This window comes from Psychrobacter halotolerans (genome assembly GCF_039680845.1).
Lineage (GTDB): Bacteria > Pseudomonadota > Gammaproteobacteria > Pseudomonadales > Moraxellaceae > Psychrobacter.
Genome location: NZ_JBDKWD010000003.1, coordinates 38168 through 59574 on the forward strand (window position 1 = coordinate 38168; position 21407 = coordinate 59574).

Annotated in this window: 20 protein-coding genes; 7 read left to right on the forward strand and 13 right to left on the reverse strand. The window is 45.3% G+C overall.

Features of this window, described 5'->3' with window-relative positions:
- Position 1: 1 nt before the first annotated feature.
- Positions 2 to 1654 (forward strand): thiamine pyrophosphate-binding protein, encoded by a 1653-nt coding sequence (locus tag AAJP47_RS06730; RefSeq protein WP_346717455.1) that lies wholly within the window; start codon positions 2 to 4, stop codon positions 1652 to 1654.
- 72 nt (positions 1655 to 1726) lie between these two features.
- Positions 1727 to 2932, forward strand: a complete 1206-nt coding sequence (locus AAJP47_RS06735; RefSeq protein ID WP_497198703.1) for a hypothetical protein — start codon at positions 1727 to 1729, stop codon at positions 2930 to 2932.
- 192 nt (positions 2933 to 3124) lie between these two features.
- On the opposite strand, the gene AAJP47_RS06740 is transcribed toward AAJP47_RS06735, so the two are convergent.
- The 3 genes from AAJP47_RS06740 to AAJP47_RS06750 all read right to left on the reverse strand — a co-directional run bounded on the left by AAJP47_RS06740 (position 3125) and on the right by AAJP47_RS06750 (position 4454).
- Positions 3125 to 3382 (reverse strand): helix-turn-helix domain-containing protein, encoded by a 258-nt coding sequence (locus tag AAJP47_RS06740; protein WP_497198704.1) that lies wholly within the window; start codon positions 3380 to 3382, stop codon positions 3125 to 3127.
- Between the two features lie 84 nt (positions 3383 to 3466).
- Entirely contained in the window at positions 3467 to 4243 is a 777-nt protein-coding gene (map, locus tag AAJP47_RS06745; protein WP_346717147.1) for a type I methionyl aminopeptidase, read from the reverse strand.
- The gene (locus AAJP47_RS06750) at positions 4236 to 4454 is read right to left on the reverse strand and encodes a ParD-like family protein (RefSeq protein WP_346717148.1); all 219 of its coding nucleotides are present in this window, start codon (positions 4452 to 4454) and stop codon (positions 4236 to 4238) included. The genes map and AAJP47_RS06750 overlap by 8 nt, the downstream gene beginning before the upstream one ends.
- 219 nt (positions 4455 to 4673) lie before the next feature.
- Here AAJP47_RS06750 and AAJP47_RS06755 point away from each other — a divergent pair, with 219 nt between their 5' ends.
- From AAJP47_RS06755 to AAJP47_RS06770, 4 genes are all read left to right on the forward strand, one after another.
- Entirely contained in the window at positions 4674 to 5198 is a 525-nt protein-coding gene (locus tag AAJP47_RS06755; protein WP_346717149.1) for a PaaI family thioesterase, read from the forward strand.
- 210 nt (positions 5199 to 5408) lie between these two features.
- Positions 5409 to 5771 carry a hypothetical protein gene (locus tag AAJP47_RS06760; protein ID WP_346717150.1) on the forward strand — a complete coding sequence of 121 codons (363 nt, stop codon included), beginning with the start codon at positions 5409 to 5411 and terminating at the stop codon, positions 5769 to 5771.
- Positions 5674 to 6303, forward strand: coding sequence for an alpha/beta fold hydrolase (locus AAJP47_RS06765; protein WP_346717151.1), 630 nt, complete (start codon positions 5674 to 5676; stop codon positions 6301 to 6303). The genes AAJP47_RS06760 and AAJP47_RS06765 overlap by 98 nt, the downstream gene beginning before the upstream one ends.
- 311 nt (positions 6304 to 6614) lie before the next feature.
- Positions 6615 to 7391, forward strand: coding sequence for a DMT family transporter (locus tag AAJP47_RS06770; protein ID WP_346717456.1), 777 nt, complete (start codon positions 6615 to 6617; stop codon positions 7389 to 7391).
- A gap of 80 nt (positions 7392 to 7471) precedes the next feature.
- On the opposite strand, the gene AAJP47_RS06775 is transcribed toward AAJP47_RS06770, so the two are convergent.
- Entirely contained in the window at positions 7472 to 8080 is a 609-nt protein-coding gene (locus AAJP47_RS06775; protein WP_346717152.1) for a LysE family translocator, read from the reverse strand.
- Positions 8081 to 8294: 214 nt separating this feature from the next.
- Here AAJP47_RS06775 and AAJP47_RS06780 point away from each other — a divergent pair, with 214 nt between their 5' ends.
- Positions 8295 to 9182, forward strand: coding sequence for a LysR family transcriptional regulator (locus tag AAJP47_RS06780; RefSeq protein ID WP_346717153.1), 888 nt, complete (start codon positions 8295 to 8297; stop codon positions 9180 to 9182).
- A 128-nt stretch (positions 9183 to 9310) separates the two neighbouring features.
- On the opposite strand, the gene AAJP47_RS06785 is transcribed toward AAJP47_RS06780, so the two are convergent.
- The 9 genes from AAJP47_RS06785 to AAJP47_RS06825 form a co-directional block, all read right to left on the reverse strand.
- On the reverse strand, positions 9311 to 9625 hold the full coding sequence (locus AAJP47_RS06785; RefSeq protein ID WP_346717154.1) for a DUF3325 domain-containing protein: 315 nt from the start codon (positions 9623 to 9625) through the stop codon (positions 9311 to 9313).
- Between the two features lie 159 nt (positions 9626 to 9784).
- Positions 9785 to 11497, reverse strand: coding sequence for a PepSY-associated TM helix domain-containing protein (locus AAJP47_RS06790; protein ID WP_346717155.1), 1713 nt, complete (start codon positions 11495 to 11497; stop codon positions 9785 to 9787).
- A gap of 26 nt (positions 11498 to 11523) precedes the next feature.
- Positions 11524 to 11811 carry a hypothetical protein gene (locus AAJP47_RS06795; RefSeq protein WP_346717156.1) on the reverse strand — a complete coding sequence of 96 codons (288 nt, stop codon included), beginning with the start codon at positions 11809 to 11811 and terminating at the stop codon, positions 11524 to 11526.
- A 36-nt stretch (positions 11812 to 11847) separates the two neighbouring features.
- Positions 11848 to 14115 (reverse strand): TonB-dependent siderophore receptor, encoded by a 2268-nt coding sequence (locus tag AAJP47_RS06800; RefSeq protein WP_346717157.1) that lies wholly within the window; start codon positions 14113 to 14115, stop codon positions 11848 to 11850.
- 287 nt (positions 14116 to 14402) lie between these two features.
- Positions 14403 to 16106 carry a multidrug ABC transporter permease/ATP-binding protein gene (locus AAJP47_RS06805; protein WP_346717158.1) on the reverse strand — a complete coding sequence of 568 codons (1704 nt, stop codon included), beginning with the start codon at positions 16104 to 16106 and terminating at the stop codon, positions 14403 to 14405.
- A 47-nt stretch (positions 16107 to 16153) separates the two neighbouring features.
- Complete coding sequence (fhuB, locus tag AAJP47_RS06810) at positions 16154 to 18124, reverse strand: Fe(3+)-hydroxamate ABC transporter permease FhuB (RefSeq protein WP_346717159.1); 1971 nt, start codon at positions 18122 to 18124, stop codon at positions 16154 to 16156.
- Positions 18121 to 19071, reverse strand: a complete 951-nt coding sequence (locus tag AAJP47_RS06815; RefSeq protein ID WP_346717160.1) for a TroA family protein — start codon at positions 19069 to 19071, stop codon at positions 18121 to 18123. The genes fhuB and AAJP47_RS06815 overlap by 4 nt, the downstream gene beginning before the upstream one ends.
- A 29-nt stretch (positions 19072 to 19100) precedes the next feature.
- Positions 19101 to 19865 (reverse strand): ABC transporter ATP-binding protein, encoded by a 765-nt coding sequence (locus tag AAJP47_RS06820; RefSeq protein WP_346717161.1) that lies wholly within the window; start codon positions 19863 to 19865, stop codon positions 19101 to 19103.
- Between the two features lie 276 nt (positions 19866 to 20141).
- The gene (locus tag AAJP47_RS06825) at positions 20142 to 21299 is read right to left on the reverse strand and encodes a siderophore-interacting protein (protein WP_346717162.1); all 1158 of its coding nucleotides are present in this window, start codon (positions 21297 to 21299) and stop codon (positions 20142 to 20144) included.
- Positions 21300 to 21407 lie beyond the last annotated feature (108 nt).

Consider the following 21407-nt stretch of genomic DNA (forward strand, 5'->3'; position numbering starts at 1 on the left):
CATGACAGCCAGCACAGCAAAGACAGTAACTGTCGGTGAATTAGTAGCAAGAGTCTTAGAAGAGCATGGCGTAAGCGATGTTTTTGGCTTGATTTCTATTCATAACTTACCGATTGCTGATGCAATTGGACGAAGAGACAAAATCAGATTTATCTGCGCGCGCGGGGAAGCGGGCTGCGTCAATATGGCAGATGCTTATGCCAGATTCAAAGGCTTGGGCGTGGCTATTACCAGTACAGGGGCAGGGTCAGGGAACGCCATTGGCTCTTTGGTTGAAGCTTGTAACGCAGGCAGCCCAGTGATTCATATCACAGGTCAAGTCGAAAAAGAATACTTAGATCGTGATGCAAGCTTCATTCATGAGGCAGCAGATCAGCTCGGTTATCTAAAATCTAGTAGCAAAGCGGCGTTTAGAATTGTCAGCCCAGAGCATGCCGTTGGCGTGGTCAGAGAAGCGATACGGGTAGCGACAACTGTACCCAAAGGTCCCGTCAGCATTGAGATACCCATTGATGTGCAAGCGACAACGATTGAATTGCCAAGCGATTTGTCTTATGTCGGTGCCATGCAATTGCCTGATGCACCCAAAGACGCCGTCGATTTTGTCGCCAATCAAATCAAATCTGCCAGTCATCCTATTTTATGGGTTGGCGGCGGTTGTCTTGAGGCGAGTGAAGAGATCAAAGCTTTGGCCGACATGGGCATACCGGTAGTGTCGTCCACACATGCACGCGGCGTCTTAGCCGATACGCACCCAAGAAGTTTGAACGCGTTTCATAACTCATCCGAGGTCGAAAAGCTGATCACAGAGAGCGACGCTTGTATCGTTGTTGGTTCTCGCCTGCGCAGTAACGAGACCAAAACCTATTCGTTAAAATTCCCAGAAAATCTGATTCAAATTGATGCAAGCCCGATGGCGCAGCAAAGAAATTATTCGGTCAAACACTTTTTTTGTGCCGAAGCAAAATCCTTTTTGCAACGCGTTATTCAGCAGTTAGGGGAGACGGTCAAAGTTGATAACGACTACGATCAACGTATCAAAGCCGCCAAAGACTTTGCTATTAATGCGCTAGAGACTCAGTTAGGGCCTTATGCAAAATTATGCTACTCACTACGTAAAGCGCTGCCCGAAGACGGTATTTTGGTAAGAGACATCACCATGTCAGGCAGTACGTGGGGCAGTCGTTTGTTCCCCGTCAACCAGCCATTACAGAACATCCATTCTCTAGCAGGTGCGATTGGCCTTGGTTTATCACACGGTATTGGTACCGCAATCGCCAATCCAGATAAGAAGACCGTGGCATTGGTTGGTGATGGCGGCCTGATGCTTGGCGTGGGTGAGATTGCCACTGCCATACAAGAGAATGCCAATATGATCTTACTCGTGATGAATGACGGTGGTTACGGGGTCATGCGTGGTATCCAAAAGCAATACTTTGATGGCAGACAGTACTACAACGAGCTACACACACCCTCTTTTGTTGCTCTGGGTGAAGCGATGGGCTGCAAGTCTTATCAAGCAGACTCGCTAGAAGATTTTGACACCAAGATCAATGAGGCCATGCAGCAAGACGGTATGTGTTTGGTTGAAGTTAATATGAATGCCATTGGGCCACTAAACTTTGCAGGGCCACCGCAAAAGAAGCTGTATTAATAAGCGCTGTTGTTAAATTAAGGACACGCCCTCGTTTTATAAAAAGGATTTTTACCCGTAGGATAATAGGAAATTATCATGACCAAACTAATTTTTAAGTCGTTAATAGTATTAACGCCAGTGTTGTGGCTATCAACCATCACCAGCGCTCAGGGCAAAGTCATCGAACTAAAAAGCGAGGACGGCACTAAGGAGCTAAATGTTGGTGGTGTTATCAGATTCAATCAGCGCTACCAGAGCTGGGGTGACGATAAGTACAACTCTGGCTTAGGCGATCCTGATTTTGATATTTTTCGTTTGGATGTCGATGGAAAATACGACGATTTTTATTTAAACAGCAGTTATATCTTTCAGGACGATGACAAAACCTCTGTCGAAAAAGCGTACGTGGGTTATAACGTCGATGAGCAAAACAGCGTTGAGGCCGGTTTGGTGTACAAGCCTTTTGCCATTTATCCGTATCCGCAAAACGGTTGGACGTACCATCTGCCTTTCTTTTTAGGTTATGGTAACAACATCGCGCCCGGTGTGAATCTAAATCATGAAAGTAAAGATTGGGATATGAAGTTTGGATATTATCCTGAAATGCTCTCTGAAAGCCTACGATATTCTCCTGAAAGCGGCGCGTATAGCGAGTTGGACAATACGTTTCCGTCTATGAGTCAATATGAGAATGAGAAAAAAAACCAAGTCAATGCGCGTATCGCTCGTAAGTTTGAAACGGCAACAGGCAAGCAGGAAATTGGTGTATCAGGCGCTTATTCGCAGTTGGAGAATGGGCTGACTAATGATGATGGCAACTATTATGCAGTCGGTCTGCACGCGAATAACAATTTTGATAAGTTCAATGTACAAAGCTCGCTCATACATTATGATTATGATGCCAAAAACCCGAGCGGTGTTGATGATAGTATGACTTTGATGGGCGCGAACGGATTAACGCCTGCGTATTTCATTGCTTCAGAAGGAACGGTGGGTAGTTTGAACTTGGCATATACTATCCCAATGAAAGATATGGGAGCATTAAAAGCGGTCAAAGTATATAACGACTACAGTTATCTTAAGAAACACCATGATGACTGGTCTGATTCGCAAATGAATACCACGGGTCTGATGTTCATCGCGCCACCATTTTTGGTTTGGTTAGATCATACTTACGGCAAGAACTCTAATATCATTGGCGGGGCCACCAATAGCACGGGCTTCACTTCGACGACTTCTGAGAACAGTGATAAATGGCTGTCGCGAGTGAATTTAAATGTTGGGTTTAGTTTTTAACATTTAAAAACTTTCGTATTACGCATTATAATTTGTATATCGATTCTAATTGAGATCGACTATATCATTGAGCAGTAGCTTTGATGACATGGACGAGCCAATGAAATGGAAGTTTAAAAGGGCCCTTGTTACTTGAGAGTAATGGGGGCTTTATTCTGCTACTTGTTTGCATCACCTTTTATGGACGGCATACTATTGGTTCGTATTGAATCTTTGGCGATATTCGCTTGGCGTCAGACCAACGATACGTTTAAATATCTTACGAAACACACTGACATCACTATAGCCAACCTTCCACGCAATTTGTTCAACTGCCTGCATGGAGAACTGCAAAAAATCTTTTGCATTGCCGATGCGTAAGCGCTGACAGTATTCCGTTGAAGTCATGCCAGTGGATTTTTGAAAGCGCCGTAAAAAGGTAGAGACAAAAAGACAGCAATAAAATCCCAGTCCTTGTTAAAAGACTGGGTAAGAGGATGGATATTGTGTTGTACAAAGTAAAAGATAAGATCGTTTTTAACTTTAAAACAGTCGTTATCCTTGCGACTCATCGTCTCGAAGCGTCAGAACCTCATAACCATCTGACGTGACCGCAATTGTATGCTCCCACTGCGCAGACAGTTTTTTATCACTCGTAACCACTGTCCAGCCATCGTTTTTTGTTTTGACTTTGGCCTTACCTTGGTTGATCATTGGCTCAATGGTAAAGGTCATGCCTTCTTTGAGCGTCACGCCTTTTCCCTGAATGCCGTAATGCAACACTTCAGGTTTTTCGTGCATCTCGCGCCCAATACCGTGCCCGCAATATTCCCGTACGATAGAGTAGCCATTCTTTTCCGCATAGGTTTGAATGGCGTGACCAACATCGCCGAGCGTCGCGCCCGGTTTTACAGTGCGTATGCCTTCCCACATGGCTTCATAGGTTTTATCAACCAAGCGTTTGGCAAGCGGCGACACATCCCCAATCATGTACATCTTACTCGAATCAGCAATAAAGCCACCTTTTTCCAAGGTAATATCCACATTCACAATATCGCCTGATTTGAGTATTTGACTGTCTGAAGGGATACCGTGACAGACGACGTTGTTAACGGAGGTATTTAAGGCATACTCATAGCCGTATTGGCCTTTACTGGCTGGACGTGCGCCTAGTTGATCGACAATATAACGCTCCGTAAGATCGTTGATTTCCATCGTCGAGGTGCCAACGGTGATATGTTGATCAAGATAATCAAAAACAGAGGCAAGCAGGCGTCCAGACTCGCGCATGATTGCTATCTCGTCAGGTGTTTTTAAAATAATTTCAGCCATCGATAAGATTTCCTGTGTTTATTTCAGCATTGACATCTGCTTTTTTCATCTGCTCATTGATGATTTGGCTATAAGACAGAGTGGGATTGGCTTCAGCAAGCATGCCTATCTTCATCCAATACTCCGCTTGCGCGTTGATAGAGCGCACCATCACGGTACTTGCTTTACGAATCTCTTCGTGCAGTACATCATCAATTTTTACAATACCCATCGGAACACCTTTAATATATGAAACGTATATGAATCATATATTATTATAACAAAAATTCAAGCAGAGTTTTGAGCGGGTAAGTAGTAACTTTAGCTTATCCGTAGCCACAAATTTTTTTGTGCTATATTTCTAAGCAGGATTTGATAGTAGAGTAGGTCGTTGTACCAATAAAAAGGCAGGCTAAGACAAGACACAATGTTAACGAACAAGGATTGTAAGATGGATGTAGAAAATATAATCGCTACATGGGAAGCAGAAGCGTTGCGCGTGCAAGAAAAGTTAGGAGATGCGGGTGTTACTCCGCCTGCAGATTTGGCTGGATTAAGTGGCATGGAGGTGTTCAATGCCATGTTTGCCGGTGAGTTGCCGCAGCCGCCGATTGGTGTGACGCTTGATTTTACGCCCATTCGCATTGAGTCTGGCACGGCTATTTTTCAGGGTAGACCGGGTCCACAGCATTACAATCCTTTGGACAGTGTGCACGGTGGTTGGTTTTGTACAATCTTAGATTCTGCCGTCGCTTGCGCCATTCATTCTACCTTGCCAGCGGGCAAAGCCTATACCACGCTTGAGATAAAAGTGAATATGATACGGGCATTAAGTGCGGCAACGCCGTTGGTACGGGCCGAAGGTAAGGTCATTCATACAGGTCGCCAAACCGCCACTGCTGAAGGAAAGATCGTAGGGCCAGATGGCAAACTGTACGCTCATGCCACGACGACGTGCTTAATATTTGACGTTTAATGTAGTCAGTCCTAAATAAAAAAGAGACGCCTATAATCATGTGATACTGGCAACCATTTTCTTTGCTTGCTGTGTGTGCGCAGACAGAGGCGGCGCAAAATGGTCGCCCGTATGGCTGTATCTCTTTATAGTGGATCGAATATACATACGTTGGCTTTGACATTGCTCTAAAAGCCGTTGTGAACGCTCACTTATCATAAGAACCCTACTATGCAAACATTCGAACGTATTATTGATTTAGAGGGTAAAAACGCCCGTTATTATGACTTGTCTGACTTAGGTCAAAAGGATAAAAATGCCAAATCGATACCTGCGCATTTTTATGGCGGTAATGGATTTGCCGCAGGCGTTTATATGCCGCTATTGAGTAAGCTCAGCGCGCGATTTGATATAAGTAGCTTAGCCATGCGTGGTTATTGGCAAGATTTGCCAACCCTTAAAAAGCTGACCCGTGAGCAAGATGCTGAGGTGCTAATTGCTTTTTTGGAAAAAAACACAAGACAAACCTGTGGTCGGTATTGGTCATTCTCAAGGCGCGACCGCCACGGCGATTGCTGCGGCCAAACGTCCTGATCTATTCTCGCAATTGTACTTGATAGAGCCGGTGACGTTTACCAAATCGCAAAAGCTTGTGATGGATTGGATGCCAAGCAGATTAAAAATAGGTCAAGAACCTTTTAAAAGCACACTTGCCAAACAAGCAAAGTGGCAGAGTATTGATGACTATTACGCATATTTGCGAGCGCATCGAGCGTTTAAACGCATTGGTGATGATCATCTTTATGTCTTTGCCAAAAATAGCTTGGTTCAAGAAGGGGAAGGGTATCGATTGCTATTTACCCCTGAGAAAGAGCTGGCAAGCTATTTTGATACGCCTTTTGTCAACGGTGCCCTAAAAACGCTCAATGACATAGGGTTCCCTTATACGATAATTATGGGTAAGCCTTCTATTTTTATCAGTCATAAAGTCCGTAAAGTCTGGCAAAACTTTGTGCCAACTCAAAATATTACCGAATTGCCTGATAATGGCCATCTCCTACCCATGGAAGCGCCAGAACAATGCGCCGATATAATTATCGAAAAATTTAATAACAGTATGGGTTAGGGGTTATAGCATAGTCAGTCCTAAATAAAAAAGAGACGCCTATGATCATGCAATACTGGCAACCATTTTCCTTGTTTGCTGTGCCGTTGCTGACAGAGGCGGCGCAAAATGGTCGCCAGTATTATTGTACTTCTTTCATAGTGGATCAGCTCTAGCGCTTGGTGTATCTTTGCATGTTAATCGCTTATCTTTAATTTAACCCTTTTTAATTTAATGCCTGCGCCAACATTGTAAATACTCTAGCATCGCTTGCCTGCGCCACATTAAAACGCATAAAGTTTTCTGCGCTGTGCGATTGGCTAAACGTGGTGATGGATTTTGATCCTGTGTTTTTGACAGCGGTAAGGGCAACGCTTGCGGCTTTATTGGGCGGTATTGTTTTACGCTTGCTCAACCAGCGCCTACCGACTAAGGCGGATCTACCAGCGCTAGCCGTTGTTTCGTTAGGCGTGGTTGTCGGTTTTCCTTTGCTCAGTGCTATTTCCTTGCAATACGTCACCTCTGCCCATGCCATCGTCTTTGTAGGCATATTGCCCTTATTTACGGCGATCTTTGCGGTTTGGCGCGGGGATGAGCGACCATCTATGCTGTTTTGGCTATTTGCTTTGCTGGGCAGCTCATTTGTGGCGGGATATGCAGCGCTTACCAGTGGTACAACGTCTGTAGTAGGTGGCTTTTTGATGCTGGGCGCAGTGATGGCGTGCGGTCTTGGATATGCCGAGGGCGGGCGACTATCACGAACCCTTGGCGGCTGGCAGGTGATCAGTTGGGCGCTGGTTTTATCGTTGCCCGTGATGCTGCTTATCACGTGGCTCACATGGCCCGACTCTTTTGCAAAGGTGAGCGTGGCAGCTTGGGCGGGCTTACTTTATGTGTCTTTGTTTAGCATGTTTATCGGCTTTGTATTTTGGTATCGTGGTTTGGCGTTGGGCGGTATTGCCGCAGTCGGGCAGTTGCAATTGATGCAGCCATTTTTGGGATTGGCCTTGGCGGCTTTACTGCTCCACGAAACAGTCAATATAGGTATGTTGATAAGTACATTGGGAGCAGTCGCTTGCGTGGTCGGGGCCAAAAGATACGCAGTTTAGCGCCCATGGTCATAACACGTCGCTATTCACATATCGATTCTGTGTCAATTCTACGTCAATTCTGCGTCGAACCTACTATATCAATTGACACTCGTAAACAGTAAAAACACACCCAATAGTCCCAAGATAAAGCCGATCACACGATTGATAGCGACTTGTTTTTCCAGCATTTTTTGTCTTAATATGCGCTGGGAGAATAAGATCGCCACCAGAGCAAACCAGATAAAATGAGCGATGGACATGAAGAAGCCGTAACCGACCAAAATGAGTGTCGATGTGGTGGCGCTCACAATCTGAGTATAAGTGCTAATCACAAACAGGGTGGTCTTAGGGTTTAAGGCGTTGGTAAAAAAACCATAGCGCAGCGCTTGTCCTGAGCTAATGGGGGTAGAGGAGCTCGTATCCTCAACTGGTTTTTGCGTAAAGGTTTTATAGCCGATATAAATAAGATAAAAAGCACCAAGGTATTTGATCAAGGTCAAAAAATTGGGAGCAAACGTCATAACCACGGCAACCGCCAACAGGGTGTAAGTGACGTGGATTAACACCCCAAGCGCGATACCAATGGATGTTAATACACCGATAGAACGGCCGTATAGGTAGCTGTTTTTGGTGACGATGGCAAAATCAGCACCAGGGCTAATCACAGCGAGAATGGTAATTACGATAACAGCTAAAAATTCTGTCATGATGCTCACTCTGTCAAGGAAAAACCAATGGTTATCATGAGAAAAAGTCTGATTAAAAGTTAATGGTCAAAGATGGATGCTAACGATACTTTTAACGGTTACTCAACGGCTTATAAACGATTGGCTTTTCATTTTATAAATTTAAGTGTATTTTCTTACATTATTGGATAAAATAAAATGGAGTTTATTACCTCATCATCTATGAGTTTTTGGCATGATAGAAAAAGTACCGTTAAATTCGTTAAAGGCGTTTTATTACGTGGCCGCCCACGGTAGTGTGACCCTCGCTTCGCAAAAGTTGTTTGTGACACAGAGTGCGGTGAGCAAACAGATCAAAAATTTAGAAGGGTTTTTAGGGCTGACATTATTTGATCGAATCAATAAAAAACTGGTACTCACACCTGAGGGCACGGTTCTTTTTACTTGTTGTCAGCAAGTATTTGCCAAGTTAGATGACTGTCTGCTAGAGCTGACCCAGCAAACCCATCAAAAAAAGCAGTTGGTACTCTCTTGTGAGCCAACCATTTCGATGAAATGGCTCATACCTCGTTTGGCAGAATTTAATGCATTGAATCATGGGTTTGAGATTGTCTTACTGACGGGAGGCGGTGCAGTCGATTTTCAAGCACACAATATCGACATTGCGCTGCGTAGAAATGACTTTGAATGGGGCAAAGAGGTATTCCATGAAAAGATTATCGAAGAGTATATAGTGGCGGTTCGTAATACCAGAACCGAGCAGACAAATACGTTGCTACTGACCTCTTCTCGGCCAAATTTATGGCAACATATCAATGCGTCAAAGTTGGTCAGTCGCGACATTTTAGCGTATGAGCATATGATATTAGAGCATTTTTACTTGTGTATTGAGGGCTGTTTGGCGGGATTAGGCACGGCGATTGTGTCCATTTTTATGGTACAAAAAGAAGTTTCACACCAGCTTTTAGAATTGGTACAACCGCCGGTGGCAGACAGCTCGGCATACCATCTTTTGTCTGATGAGCCGTTTTATAAAGATGAGAGAAAGGTGGTGTTTAAAGAGTGGCTAAAAAAAGAGATGATGAGTAGCAAGGTTCAGTTTATGGAAGCTGCGTCGATTTGAATGATTGATAGTGTTAACCGCCGCCGAAGTTATTTATTGACTTATCGTCAGACCGCTCTTTAAGAACAACGATAAGTGAAGGGTAACGATAGCGCGGTTGGCAAAGTGCTAGCATTGTCAGATGATTATCAACGTTTAGCAGGCGCAAATTGCTCATAAATCATCATAACCAGATACACCAGCCCTGCCGCTAGCGTCAAACTCCCAAACCATACCACCACAAAATAGCCTGTCTGGTCAGAGGTATAGGTCAATAAAAATGCAATGGCCAGTAATATAAATCCTAGCCAGCGTAGCGCTTGTCCATTTAGGCGTTGCGGCAGTTTGTGCTGAAACTTATCTTGATGCCTTTTACTGGCCATCATCAAGGCTGCCATACCCAGTAGACTGAGTAGAAATAACAATCCAGATAGCATGGCGTTAGAGTTGACCAAGTGAGACATTTTATGGGTTTCCTACTTGTGCGCCTATAGGCCGTTCAAAATAAAATCGATACGTTAATAACTTCGTACGACTGGTATAAGTGTTCCTTGCTTGCTGTTAACACAGAGGAGGCGCAACATTCATTCCAGTCGTCCTGTCACGCTTTTAAAATGGTTCGACTATAACTGAAGTTTCGATTTTATCTTTTGCTTAGGCGGTGTTTCTTTAAATGTTGCAGCATAAGTAATATAAGCAAACAGCAGTGCTAGTATAAAAAACACAACGTCGAAGCTGACAAACAATATATCTCGATTAAGCATACTTTGAAAAAACCCGCGCTCGGTGGTGAGACTGTTGAGTAGCGGCGTGAATAAAAGCAACAGTGTGACTAAAGACAGCAGCACGCGCCAAGCAAGACGGCTAGAGAATAGTAGCGTCAGCATAAAACTGCCTGCCCATATCATAAAAAATCCATCGACTTCCCATTTAGCGCGTGCCGCCATATTCAATGGCAATAAGCGGTTGAGCCATAAAAACCCCACCATGGCCAACGGTAATCCGGCAAGCGTCGCAATATTAAGTTTTTCCACCAGCCAAAATCCTGCGAAAGGCTTTTTCATATCGCTCAATTGGCGACGGCGTTTCACTGTCCAAAGCACTAGACCTGTGGCTATCATCCCGCAGCCTGCCACGCCCAATAAAAAATACAGCCAGCGTAGCCAATAATCAGAAAAGCGGCCGGCATGTAACCCGATCATGACCGTATGGGCAGTCACGGCGAGTGGTGGTGGCTCACTTTGCTTAATGATTTCTCCTGTCTGCCCATCATAAATGCGAAACACACCGATTGTTGATATCTGACGATCGGCTTTGCCATCGACAATGATCATACTATGGTCGGTATTGGGATGGTTGATACTGACACTGGTGAGCGCGTAATGAGGATTGAGCGTTTGCCAGTCCGCTTGAGCATTTGCCAATAGGGGACTGACATCTGCCATGGGTGCAGGTTGCAGCTCTGTCGCGTCAGCAGGCCGATACGAATAAATTTCTTCAAAAAACTGCTGAGTATTAATATCGGAGACTTTGCCCGCCCACGGCATGTACAAATAAACTAGGGTAATGATACCTGTAAACGTAATCATAATATGAAAAGGCAATGGCAGCACCGAAAAAGCATTGTGCGCATCCAGCCATGAGCGCTGTCCTTTGCCCCAGCGAAAAGTAAAAAAGTCAGTAAATATCTTTTTGTGAACAATGACGCCTGCGATGATGGCAATCAACATCATCATAGAGGCAATACCAACGATGATCCTTGCCCATATCACGCTCATATAATGCAAATCAAAATGCATGCGATAAAAAAAGTTGCCGCCTGCCGTGTCCCTTGGTGTATAGGCTGTTTGGGTTTGCGTATCAAATTGATATTGCTGTCTTTCCTTGTCGGTACTGACAGTGATATGCAAGCGTTGATCGTTACTGGTGCTGCTAGCCCCTTTAGTAATAAACCAATTGGTAGCGTTCGCTTGGGTGGCTTGCAGATGGCTGATTGCCATGGCAAAAGACTCTGGCTTATTGTCTGTGCTTACACTTGTTGTGCTGGCTGTGCTTTGGGGTTGCATGGATGAGGTTGACGGGATAGATGATGAGGACGCTGGGAGTGCTTGCTGAGAGATTGCAGGGATTTCAGGTTGCAGCCAAACGCTCAGCTCATTATTAAAGTAGCTGACCGTACCCATCAGAAAAATAGTAAATAACAACCAACCTAATAAAAGCCCAAACCAAGTATGTACCTCAGTCATCATTAATCGATAACCTTTCACCTTGGCTTTAGCTTTTATTTTGGTTTGGGTCAGAGGTGGGGCTTGATTGTTAGGAGATTCTGGCGTCATAAAGAAGCCTTGATTGTAGTAAAAGCTTAAAGAGCGGCATAACTTACCATGCCTAAGACCGCTGCAATGCTAGCCACTATCGCCCAAGCCAGCCACAGACGCCGCAGTGAGAATACCAAGATAATGATGACCGCGTATACCACAATGCTGGTGATTTGGCCCCAATAGATAGCAGAAATGGTATCTATTGGTAAGGCCAAACATGCAAGGCTAGTAAGTACCGCCACGCCGTAGCCACCAATACTTGCCAAAACAATACGACTCAGTACATTGAGGGTAGGCAAATAAAAACCTTGGCGACGGCGATGACTCATGTGACGGCCTATGCGCTTAGAGAAATGGTCTTCAGATTAAAAACGATAGGTCAATCTGCCCACCACATTGATAGGCTCGCCATAAGTCAATCCAAAGAAGTTCTCACCCGCTAGGTATTTTTGATTGAATAAATTGTTGACGTTAATTTGCGCTTCTAGATTGTCATTAACGGCATATTTTGCCATGATGCTAGCAAGTGTCACATCATCTTGACTGTACTTTTCAGAGCGGCCAGTGACAGGGTTTGAAACAATACCGTAGTATCCGTTTGACCAATCAATACCGCCGCCAATGGTTAAGTTAGGAACAATATCGTTCATATCATAAGTGGCAAATAGATTAAGGGTGGTATCGGCATAGCCTGTGTTAACGGGTTTACCATCTCGACCCTCGGCATTGAAATGCGTGTAGCCAATAGCAGCCTTTAGCTCGTCGCTCAGCTGACCTGTGACTTCGACTTCGACGCCTTGACTGGTGCTATCTACGCCAAAGTAGGCTCTCTCAAGACCAGCACCTGGTATTAATTGACCACTATCTTGAGCAAGGTTGTCTTGCTCGATTCTAAAGATACTGACTTGGCTTTGTAGCGCGCCGTTGTCAGATTCGCTTTTTAGACCGATCTCGTAGTTTTTGCCTTCGATAGAATCGAGGTAACGACCACTGATATCGCGCTCTGACTGGGGCTGGAAGATGGTACTATAGTTGCTATAGAGGCTGTGATTGTCATTGATATCGTAAGTGATACCCGCATAAGGTGACCAGATGTGCTCGGATTCAGTATTCATTTTAGTTCCATACTGAAAACCCGAGCGCTCATAATGGGACACACGAGTTCCCAAAATCACTGACAAAGGATCGGTCAGCTTAAGCTGAGTGGCGGCAAAAATGTCTTTTTCCTTGGTAGTGACATCAGAGCTTTGGTCTTTGTCGCCCCATACTGGTTCAGGATAGCTGCCGTCCCAATCATAGAAGTCAGACACTGGCAACAGTCCATCGGGCGGCGGGGCATAGGTATAAGTGTCAAGATCGCTTTTCTTATAAGAGCCACCAAAGATGAGTTGATGCGTTCTGCCTAAGGCATCAAAATTACCCGTCAACTCAGTTTTGACATTGACTTGTTTGCGTTCAGTATCGGCATGGAATGGGTTTAAGTTATAGATCAGTCCAACGTCCGGATCAAGGCTGCTGGCGTACATATAAAGAAGTTTTGGGCTGCTATCACTCTCGTTATAACTGGCATTGGTGGTTAGGTTCCAGTCTTCATTGAAGTCGTGATCGATATCTGCAAAGTAGTAGACACTATCCGAGTCCCAATTCGCCCAATCGGTACTGCCGTTCTTACTGGTGTCCCAATCTGCTTGTGAACCATCACTTAAGTAACTTGGCAAACCGCCCCACATGGTCGATTTTGACTTGTTGTGTTGACGGCTTGCACCCACGCTGACGGTGGTATTGTCACTCACATCGGCATCAACTGTGGCATAAATCAGATTTTGACCCAGCTCTTGACGGTCGATGAAGGTATCGCCATCTTGATAGCTTGCGACCACCCGGCCACGTACCGCACCGCTTTCGGTCAATGGCTGGCTGTGATCGACACTTAGGCCATAATAGCCATAACGATCGACGTTGGCAGAGAGCTCGGTGGCAGGCACGCTGCTATCGGCGCGTTTACGTATTAGATTGACATTGGCAGAAGGATCGCCTGAACCGCTCATCAAGCCTGTGGCGCCGCGTACGATTTCCACATGATCAAACATAGCGGTATTCACACCATATTCGCCCATGGCCGCTTGCTGAACAAAATCCGTATCCAAGCCATCGATCTGGAAGCTATTAATGCCAAAGCCTCGCGCTGAAAACCCGCTACGAGCGCCATCGATACTGCCCACTTGGATACCGGGTGCGCGTTTGAGCACCTCGGTTAGATTGGTTGAGTTTTGGTCTTTGAGTTGCTGATTGGTAACCACACTGACGGCCTGCGGGGTTTCTCTGGCCGATAGCGCCATGCCAGTGGCACTGGTCGCAACAGGGATCGTATAGCTGTCTGTATTTTCAGTGACTTGTGAGTTGGTATCAGCCGTGACCACGATGGTATCTAGAGTAGTGCTTGGTTCTGCTGCACTATTAGCACGATTGATTTCGACACCATCGGTAGTAGCGAGCTGATCCGATGTTTCAGCATGAATAATCGATGAGCCAACCGCCAATGAAGCAATGGCTGAAAGATGCATGGTGCGCTTGACGAGCCAGCTTAAGTTGCTGGGTTTATGACGCTTTGTGCCTTGTTCAATGATAAACATCAGATGATATCTCAATTAAAGTGATAGGAGGATTGGGTCTGGCGGTCTTAATAAATTTTTGAATCAATGACCAATAAGAGGGTCTGCGAAAAACACATCAATTAATAGGTGTGAAACAGACGCTGTTAAATGTGTGTACATGTTAATGATAATTATTATGATTAGCAATACAATATAGAAATATTTTTGACACATTTATTGAGGTACGCAGATTTTATGTTAGGAGCGACTGATAAGCACTGCCGTCTACTGGCTACGCTTGTCAGTCGCTTTCATACCGATTGCCCTTAGTGCAACATAGAGATGGCGTCTGCGCTGGCACGTTGTCGCTCTTCAGCATTTAATTCGATCAATCTGCCTTCTTTCATCAATAACAAGCGATCCGCGTGCTCAAAATAGCTGTCGTCATGACTGATAATAAACAAAGTCTTGCCCATCGCTTTTAGCTCAGGAATCAATGTCTGATAGAACACTCGGCGAAACGCAGGGTCTTGGTCGGCTGCCCATTCATCCAATAATAAAATGTCTTTTTGTTCGGCAACCGAGATAAGCATGGCGAGACGTTTACGCTGACCTTGTGACAATTTATCTGTCGATAGGCGCTCATCGGTCACGCTGACTTTGTCCTGCAAGTTCAGTTTGTGCAGCCAAGAGGTCACAAGCGCCATATCTGGATCATTGCCGCGATTGCCGACCAGTTGTTTAAACAGATGCTGATCACTAAAAATAGCCGAAAACAGCTGTCGATAATCGCCATTGTTGGCCGAGTCAATAGGTTGGTTGTCCACTTGTACCGAACCTGTGGTTGGCGTGAAAATGCCTGTCATAATCTTAGCAAGGGTCGACTTGCCGCTACCATTTGCTCCGATCAAAAAGATCACATCACCGCGTCTTAGCGTGAGATTGACGTCTTTTAAGATATTACTGGCGGGAGTCATATCTGTTGCAGCGGCGTCAGAAGCACTGTTTTCGTAACGGTATTGGATATCGGTCAAAGCAATAGAGTGCCAGTCTTGTATCGCAACGTCGGTACCAAATGCTGGCTGGTAGTCAGCCAACTCTAAAGACTGAATTTTGTCTAAAGCCACTTGCGCGGTTTGAATGGTGGGATAAGCACCAACTGCTTGAAGCAGTGGAGATTGTACAAATAAAATCGTTAAGGAAAACGTGGTCGCAACGCCCATCGGTATGCTCAAATAGCTAGATACCGCAAATACCACACCAATTGCTGCAAACATCATGATGTTTGACCAGTTTACCGCTGACAAATGAAACGTATCAGATTTGACCACTGCCTTTCTATACGATTCGGCATGAGTGACAAAATCGGTCTCATATAACTTTTCAGCGCGGTGCTGATTTAGCGCAAGCTCTTTACGACCATCTATAATCGATTGATAGTCCTGATATAACAGATCGTTGATGTCTCTTAATTCTCGCAAATGGTGATAGACGTGTTTGACTAAAATCGTGCTTACCCAAATCGTCATTGCAATCCAAAACATGACAATAAAGAGTAGCGGCAGTGATAGCCAACCCAGATATAGCGCCACACCAACGGATAAAATAACCCCTTGTACCAGCTCTGGCATACGCACAAATGCGACGGTGATGGATTGAATATCAGAGGAGAGGCTGGCCAATAGTCGCGCGCTGCCCAACTGATCGACTTGCGGCACGCTGGTGTCGATGATTTGCTTGACCAGTTTGGTTCTTAGCTCATAGACAAACTTATGACCCAAGCGCGTCAAGGCATATTGCGCCACAAACGTCGTCATTAATAGCAGCACCACCAACGCTGAAAAGTAGGCCAAGCTTAGCCAAGACAAGGTATCAAAGACAGGTCGACTGATAAAGGTATGATTGATATAGGCAATGATACCAACGCTGACAGAGGCATTGATTAAATTGAGTAAGATGACTTTTATGAAGGGTAGGCGATAGTTTGCCCAAATCATACGATATAAAGAAACAGTGGCGCGAGAAGACATAGTGACTCAACAATAAAATGGGTTATTAGGTATTTTTAATCAAATTTCTACGCTTTGATACGACGCATCAGATACAAGAAATACGCGCCACCAATGATAGCGGCGATGGTGCCAGCTGGTATCTCATAAGGGAAGATAATATAACGACCAAGCCAGTCTGCCAGTACCATCAATGCGGCGCCCAAAATAGCCGCCAGTTGCAATTGGCGCTTAAGTTGAACGGCGCCAAGCGTCGTGGCAAGGTGCGGAATCATCAGACCCACAAAACTAAGCGGCCCCACGGCCAACGTCGATATTGTACTAAGCGCTGCCACTAGGATTAATATCAAGCTTTGAAACAGTTTCAAAGACACACCAAGCTCGCGCGCGATGCCGCTACCTAAGCTGAGTATCTCTAGTGGCTTTATCACCATAAAACTGCATAAAAAGAGCACTACTGCAAATATCACAAGCAGCCATGCTGTCTCGGGACTGGCCAGATACGTGGAGCCTGATAGCCAGCTAAGAACCGCTTGCAGACGCGGATCGCCAGATATTTTGACCAGACTCAACAGACCACCCATCAAGGCGGCAATCGCGATACCCACCAACAATAAGTAGGCGGGGTTGACTCTACGCGCAAGCCACAAGATTAAGCTAAGCACCACCGCCGCGCCCAATAATCCCGACAACACAATACCCGGATAGCCAAAACTGGGTAAGAAAACAAAGGCCAGTATCACACCGATTGCTGATCCTGAGCTGATGCCCAATACTTCAGGGCTGGCCATAGGATTGCGGGTCAAAGTTTGTAGCAGGACGCCGGCAGTGGCTAGCAGCACACCCGTGGCCGCCGCGCTCAAAGTACGAGGCAATCTAAATTCAACAATCAAGTCCCACACGGCATTTAATTGCCAGCCATTGGCGGTGCTAGTGAAAACCAGAATGCCGATTACGAGTAAGATGAAAGCGATACTCCAACCGAGTAAGTGGGGGTCACGGCGTTCTGAGACGAGCGTTGGCGTGATCTCATCTGCATGCTGACGGCTTTGGGTTATGATTAGCCATATGACCAATGGAGCACCAAGTAAGGCAGTCATGGCATCAGCAGGAATATTGAGAGTTAAATAATGCTGTAATATCGTCGTAACATTACTGGTAATCCACAGCAGAAATGCGCCAAATCCATACCCTAAAAGCAAACGATAACCGATGCGTCTGACCGAAAATACGTTGACGAGGGTAGCAGCACCCAAACCAATAAAACCAATCGGTCCTACACGGCTGACGACAAGCGCCGTCAATATGGCGACCAATCCTATCACCAATCCCCGAATGAGATTGACAGGAACGCCTAGGCTTTTGGCCTGCCTATCATCTAGGCTCATGATTTCTAGCGGTTTTAACAAGGGTATTAAGCTAATAAAGGCAAGCACGCTGGCGATGATTAAGGCGCTAGAGACTTGCCAATTGTTTTGAGTGAGGCTACCTGCGGCCCATACCATGACATTTAAGGTGTCTTCAGCGTAATAAATCATCAGCAAGGCAGCAATCGCGCCCAATAAAATATTGGTGACCAGTCCGCCCAGTACTAATACCAAAGGGTTCATACGACTAGGAGCCGCTAGGATGAAGACGATTGCCATGCTACTAAGTGCGCCAATAAACGCGACCCAAAAGTTGCCGCCCAGATCAAAACTGGGAAAGAATAAGGTGACAAGCAGCAGGGCCATGTTTGCGCCACTACCGACTGCCAATGTTGTGTCTGAGGCCAGCGTGTTTTTGACCAACTGCTGTAGCAGAACGCTGACCAATCCCAGCAGGCCACCAGCAGTCGATGCCACCAGCATGGTTGGAACGATTTGCAGCTGAATACTCATGTCAGAGAGAGGCAGGTCAAATGACGGCGTAAACAGCTCAATGAATGGCAACGTCCACAACTGATTGATGACTGCGTAACTGCTTGCCACTGCCATCACTATCAAAAGAGCCACCATCAGATAAAGACGGTTGCTAAGCAAAGTATTGTTTTTAATCATAAGTCGGTATTGCCTACAAGAGTGGCATTCATTAATCGATCGGCCAAGACGTTCATAGAGGCCACGCCACTGTTGTTCCAAGTTGCTGGTAGTAATGTCAGGCAGCGATTTTTATTGGCAGCATTTGGATTTGCGTCAAACGAGTAACCCAAGCGTTGCCACACCAAGCTGGCCTCTAGTTCTACCTTAAGCAAATCGCCAATGGGTTCGACAACGACCAGACAAGTATCCTCATCGAGCTGCGCCAAGTCTCCTAACATAATAGGCATAAAGCCCCACTGGTTACCATCATCAAACGCTATCAGCTCTAATCCCATCGCATCTAGGGCTGGCTGAAACAAACTGTTGTATGAGAACATACGTAAATTATTGGTATCAGCAAATTGGACGACGGCGAGCTTTTTCACATGAGGGTAGCGCTTATGGAATGTCTGTCCCGCTTGTATAATCTGGTTTTTACTTTCATCTAGATACGTTTGTGCCGCTTGAGGCTGGTCAATTGCTCGTCCCAATGCTAACGTGGGTTCTATAAAATCTTCCCACGTTGCAATTTTACTCGAACTGGTCAATTCAATAGAGTGAATGGGCAAATCGCCGTACATAGGCTGCAAGTGCTTATAAAAAGAGTTGTCTATCACCACATCTAAGTCGAGCTGAGAGAACATCTCAGGATTTGGCTGATAACGTGTGCCCACATCGTAGGTCGTGGCGGGTATTAACGGTTTACCAACCCATTCTCTATAAAAGGGTTTATCGCCCATTGCAACTGGTGGGTAGCCCATCGCTATTAGCGTCGCCGCAATACCCCAATCTGGGGTCATTACTTTGGGCGGCGTCTGTTTTGAGTGTGGCGACGTTAAGTTGGTTTGTGTCTCGGATGCAGGCGAGGGCGATGTGGCATCAGACGAGCGGCAACTGCTCAATAACAGGACTGAACATAGGCTCAAAAAAAGGCTGATTATAAGGGTTATTACTCTCATATAACCGCTACTTTTTGACTGGTGTCAGGGTGAGTTAACAGCGTAAAGTCCACACCAAATATTGAATGTAATACCGATTGTTGCATGGTACTTGCGACATCACCCATGTGGCAAAGCTGACCTTGTTTTAAGGCAATAAACTCATCACAGAATCTGGCAGCTAAATTCAAATCATGCAAGATAATGACCACGCCTAAGCCTTGCTCATCCACCAATTGACGAATCAGTTTGAGTACCTCGACTTGATACACCACATCAAGCGCAGCGAGCGGCTCATCCAATAGCAAAAATTCTGTCTGCTGCGCCAAACACATAGCAAGCCATACGCGGGCACGTTCTCCACCAGATAGGGTCGATACTTGGCGCTCTCTAAAAGCCTCCACTTGGGTGAGGGCGATCGCTTTATTCACATGCTCATGATCTTTAGCCGTGGGTTTTTGTAGCCACTTTTGATGAGGATAGCGTCCCAGCATCACCAACTCATAGACGGTAAAGGCACCCGCATCCGGTAGATTTTGAGGCAGATATGCCAGATTTTGTGCCAATGCTTTGGCAGAAAACGCTTGTAGATTGTGCTCATTGATATGGATATCACCTTGGGTCGGTGTCATCTCTCCTGCCATCGCTTTGATAAGGCTGGATTTGCCCGACCCATTGTGACCAATTAAGGCATACAGCTTTTTGGGCTCAATGTTAAAAGAAGTCGGATGTAGCAATACTTTCTTTTGACGTATTAAGCCTAAATCATTAATGTACATCATAGTGAGCAGTCTAAAGTAAATGAAGCATTCTAAATAAAAACCCCTAAGTAATGCAAATGATTTTCATTTTTATTACCACCATTGGTAGGGTCGGGGTTTTTAAGAGATAAGAGATAGTGCACGCCTGTATAGTTAATCCATTTTAAAAAAAGTACGGTTCTACTGGGATGAATTTTACGAAACATCTGTCACGCCCCGAACAGCCAGTGAGGAAAATTTATACCAGTAGAACGTGATCACTGTATGTACCACTTTTATTCTAGATTAACCATATTATCAGTGAGTGCGCCAATAGACTTGTATGGTCATGTCTTGACGTGATAGTCCAAGGACTGACTTTAATTGCGGTCTTAAAGATTTGATATCGGCGGCTTCAAGCGCGCCCCACACTTTATCAATTTTGGTAGAAGAGGCTGTCAAATGGGTGTTCAAGGTAGTAACTATCTGCTCAGAAAGCGCGGTATGGGGTTCATTAACGATGTGCAACAGATTGTCATGTTTGAAACCTTCATTACGGCGTAACTGATCGCTAAGCGTAATGTCCTGTAGATAGCTGATGTCTTTTGCATCACGAGTAATGGCAATGACAAGCGGCGGCAAAGGGTTTTGCCAATTTTCTAAGAGATTGGCAACGGTAGGCAAGGAGGTTTCATCACAGATTAGTAGACATTGTCCCTCAGAGAGGTGATCTAGTTTTTCGGGATATTCACGCACGCTTTTTATCTGGGCACCACTACCTAAAGACTTGGCCCAATTGCCGCCTGGCGTATCGCCATGGATATACACATCTATCCAAGCGTTAACAGATGATCTATCGGCGTCTTGCCATGCTTTTCTTAGCGAGTAATACCGATAACAACCTTGAAACTCGTCAGTACTATGACTGGCATTCGTGTCACTTTGCTCAGCTGAAACTGGCTTTGAAGTGGCGAACGAAGCATTGAGATCAAGCAAATAAGCATAACCGGGCTGGTTGAGCGGCGTGTTGTCAGGAGCGGTGACCAGCAGACGGTACATATTAGGACTGGCATAGTAACCATCAAGTACGGTAAAAAACTGCTCTCTTAGTTTTATCGTGCGTTTGCCAAGCTTGGTGGCGGCTCTTTGTAACAAGGTTATATACTGCTCTTGCAATGATGCCGAGTCATGAACAGGAGAGGTAAAATTAATAAAGTGTTGCTCAGTCGAATGGGCGGCGTTTTTAGAGTTACTCTCATCGTTATTGATGGGCGTCAACGCTAGCAGCATCCCATCAGAATAGAGTTCAGCTATTGATGGAACGGAGTCTTCGCGTAGGGATGCTTTGGTAAAGATGTTGATGAACATTGCTAGCTCGTCTTGATGTTCATCGTTGATATGATCGACAAACAGGTCTTTGTCAGCCACTATTAATGGGGGTTTATTGATAATATCTTGAGCAGCAGGTTGAGCCATAAAGTATGCATCCAATTGATAAATGGGGCAGTAGTGATGTCATCGTCGCCGTACTCAACCACTGCTGTACTCAAAACTGAGTTATGAGTGATATAAGCCAAAATATTG

Bases quoted from the DNA above. Each gene is read 5' to 3' on its own strand.
- AAJP47_RS06730 (WP_346717455.1), top strand. From the start codon at position 2: ATGACAGCCAGCACAGCAAAGACAGTAACTGTCGGTGAATTAGTAGCA.
- map (WP_346717147.1), bottom strand. From the start codon at position 4,243: ATGGCTGAAATTATTTTAAAAACACCTGACGAGATAGCAATCATGCGC.
- AAJP47_RS06750 (WP_346717148.1), bottom strand. From the start codon at position 4,454: ATGGGTATTGTAAAAATTGATGATGTACTGCACGAAGAGATTCGTAAA.
- AAJP47_RS06755 (WP_346717149.1), top strand. From the start codon at position 4,674: ATGGATGTAGAAAATATAATCGCTACATGGGAAGCAGAAGCGTTGCGC.
- AAJP47_RS06760 (WP_346717150.1), top strand. From the start codon at position 5,409: ATGCAAACATTCGAACGTATTATTGATTTAGAGGGTAAAAACGCCCGT.
- AAJP47_RS06770 (WP_346717456.1), top strand. From the start codon at position 6,615: ATGGATTTTGATCCTGTGTTTTTGACAGCGGTAAGGGCAACGCTTGCG.
- AAJP47_RS06775 (WP_346717152.1), bottom strand. From the start codon at position 8,080: ATGACAGAATTTTTAGCTGTTATCGTAATTACCATTCTCGCTGTGATT.
- AAJP47_RS06780 (WP_346717153.1), top strand. From the start codon at position 8,295: ATGATAGAAAAAGTACCGTTAAATTCGTTAAAGGCGTTTTATTACGTG.
- AAJP47_RS06785 (WP_346717154.1), bottom strand. From the start codon at position 9,625: ATGTCTCACTTGGTCAACTCTAACGCCATGCTATCTGGATTGTTATTT.
- AAJP47_RS06790 (WP_346717155.1), bottom strand. From the start codon at position 11,497: ATGACGCCAGAATCTCCTAACAATCAAGCCCCACCTCTGACCCAAACC.
- AAJP47_RS06795 (WP_346717156.1), bottom strand. From the start codon at position 11,811: ATGAGTCATCGCCGTCGCCAAGGTTTTTATTTGCCTACCCTCAATGTA.
- AAJP47_RS06800 (WP_346717157.1), bottom strand. From the start codon at position 14,115: ATGTTTATCATTGAACAAGGCACAAAGCGTCATAAACCCAGCAACTTA.
- AAJP47_RS06805 (WP_346717158.1), bottom strand. From the start codon at position 16,106: ATGTCTTCTCGCGCCACTGTTTCTTTATATCGTATGATTTGGGCAAAC.
- fhuB (WP_346717159.1), bottom strand. From the start codon at position 18,124: ATGATTAAAAACAATACTTTGCTTAGCAACCGTCTTTATCTGATGGTG.
- AAJP47_RS06820 (WP_346717161.1), bottom strand. From the start codon at position 19,865: ATGATGTACATTAATGATTTAGGCTTAATACGTCAAAAGAAAGTATTG.
- AAJP47_RS06825 (WP_346717162.1), bottom strand. From the start codon at position 21,299: ATGGCTCAACCTGCTGCTCAAGATATTATCAATAAACCCCCATTAATA.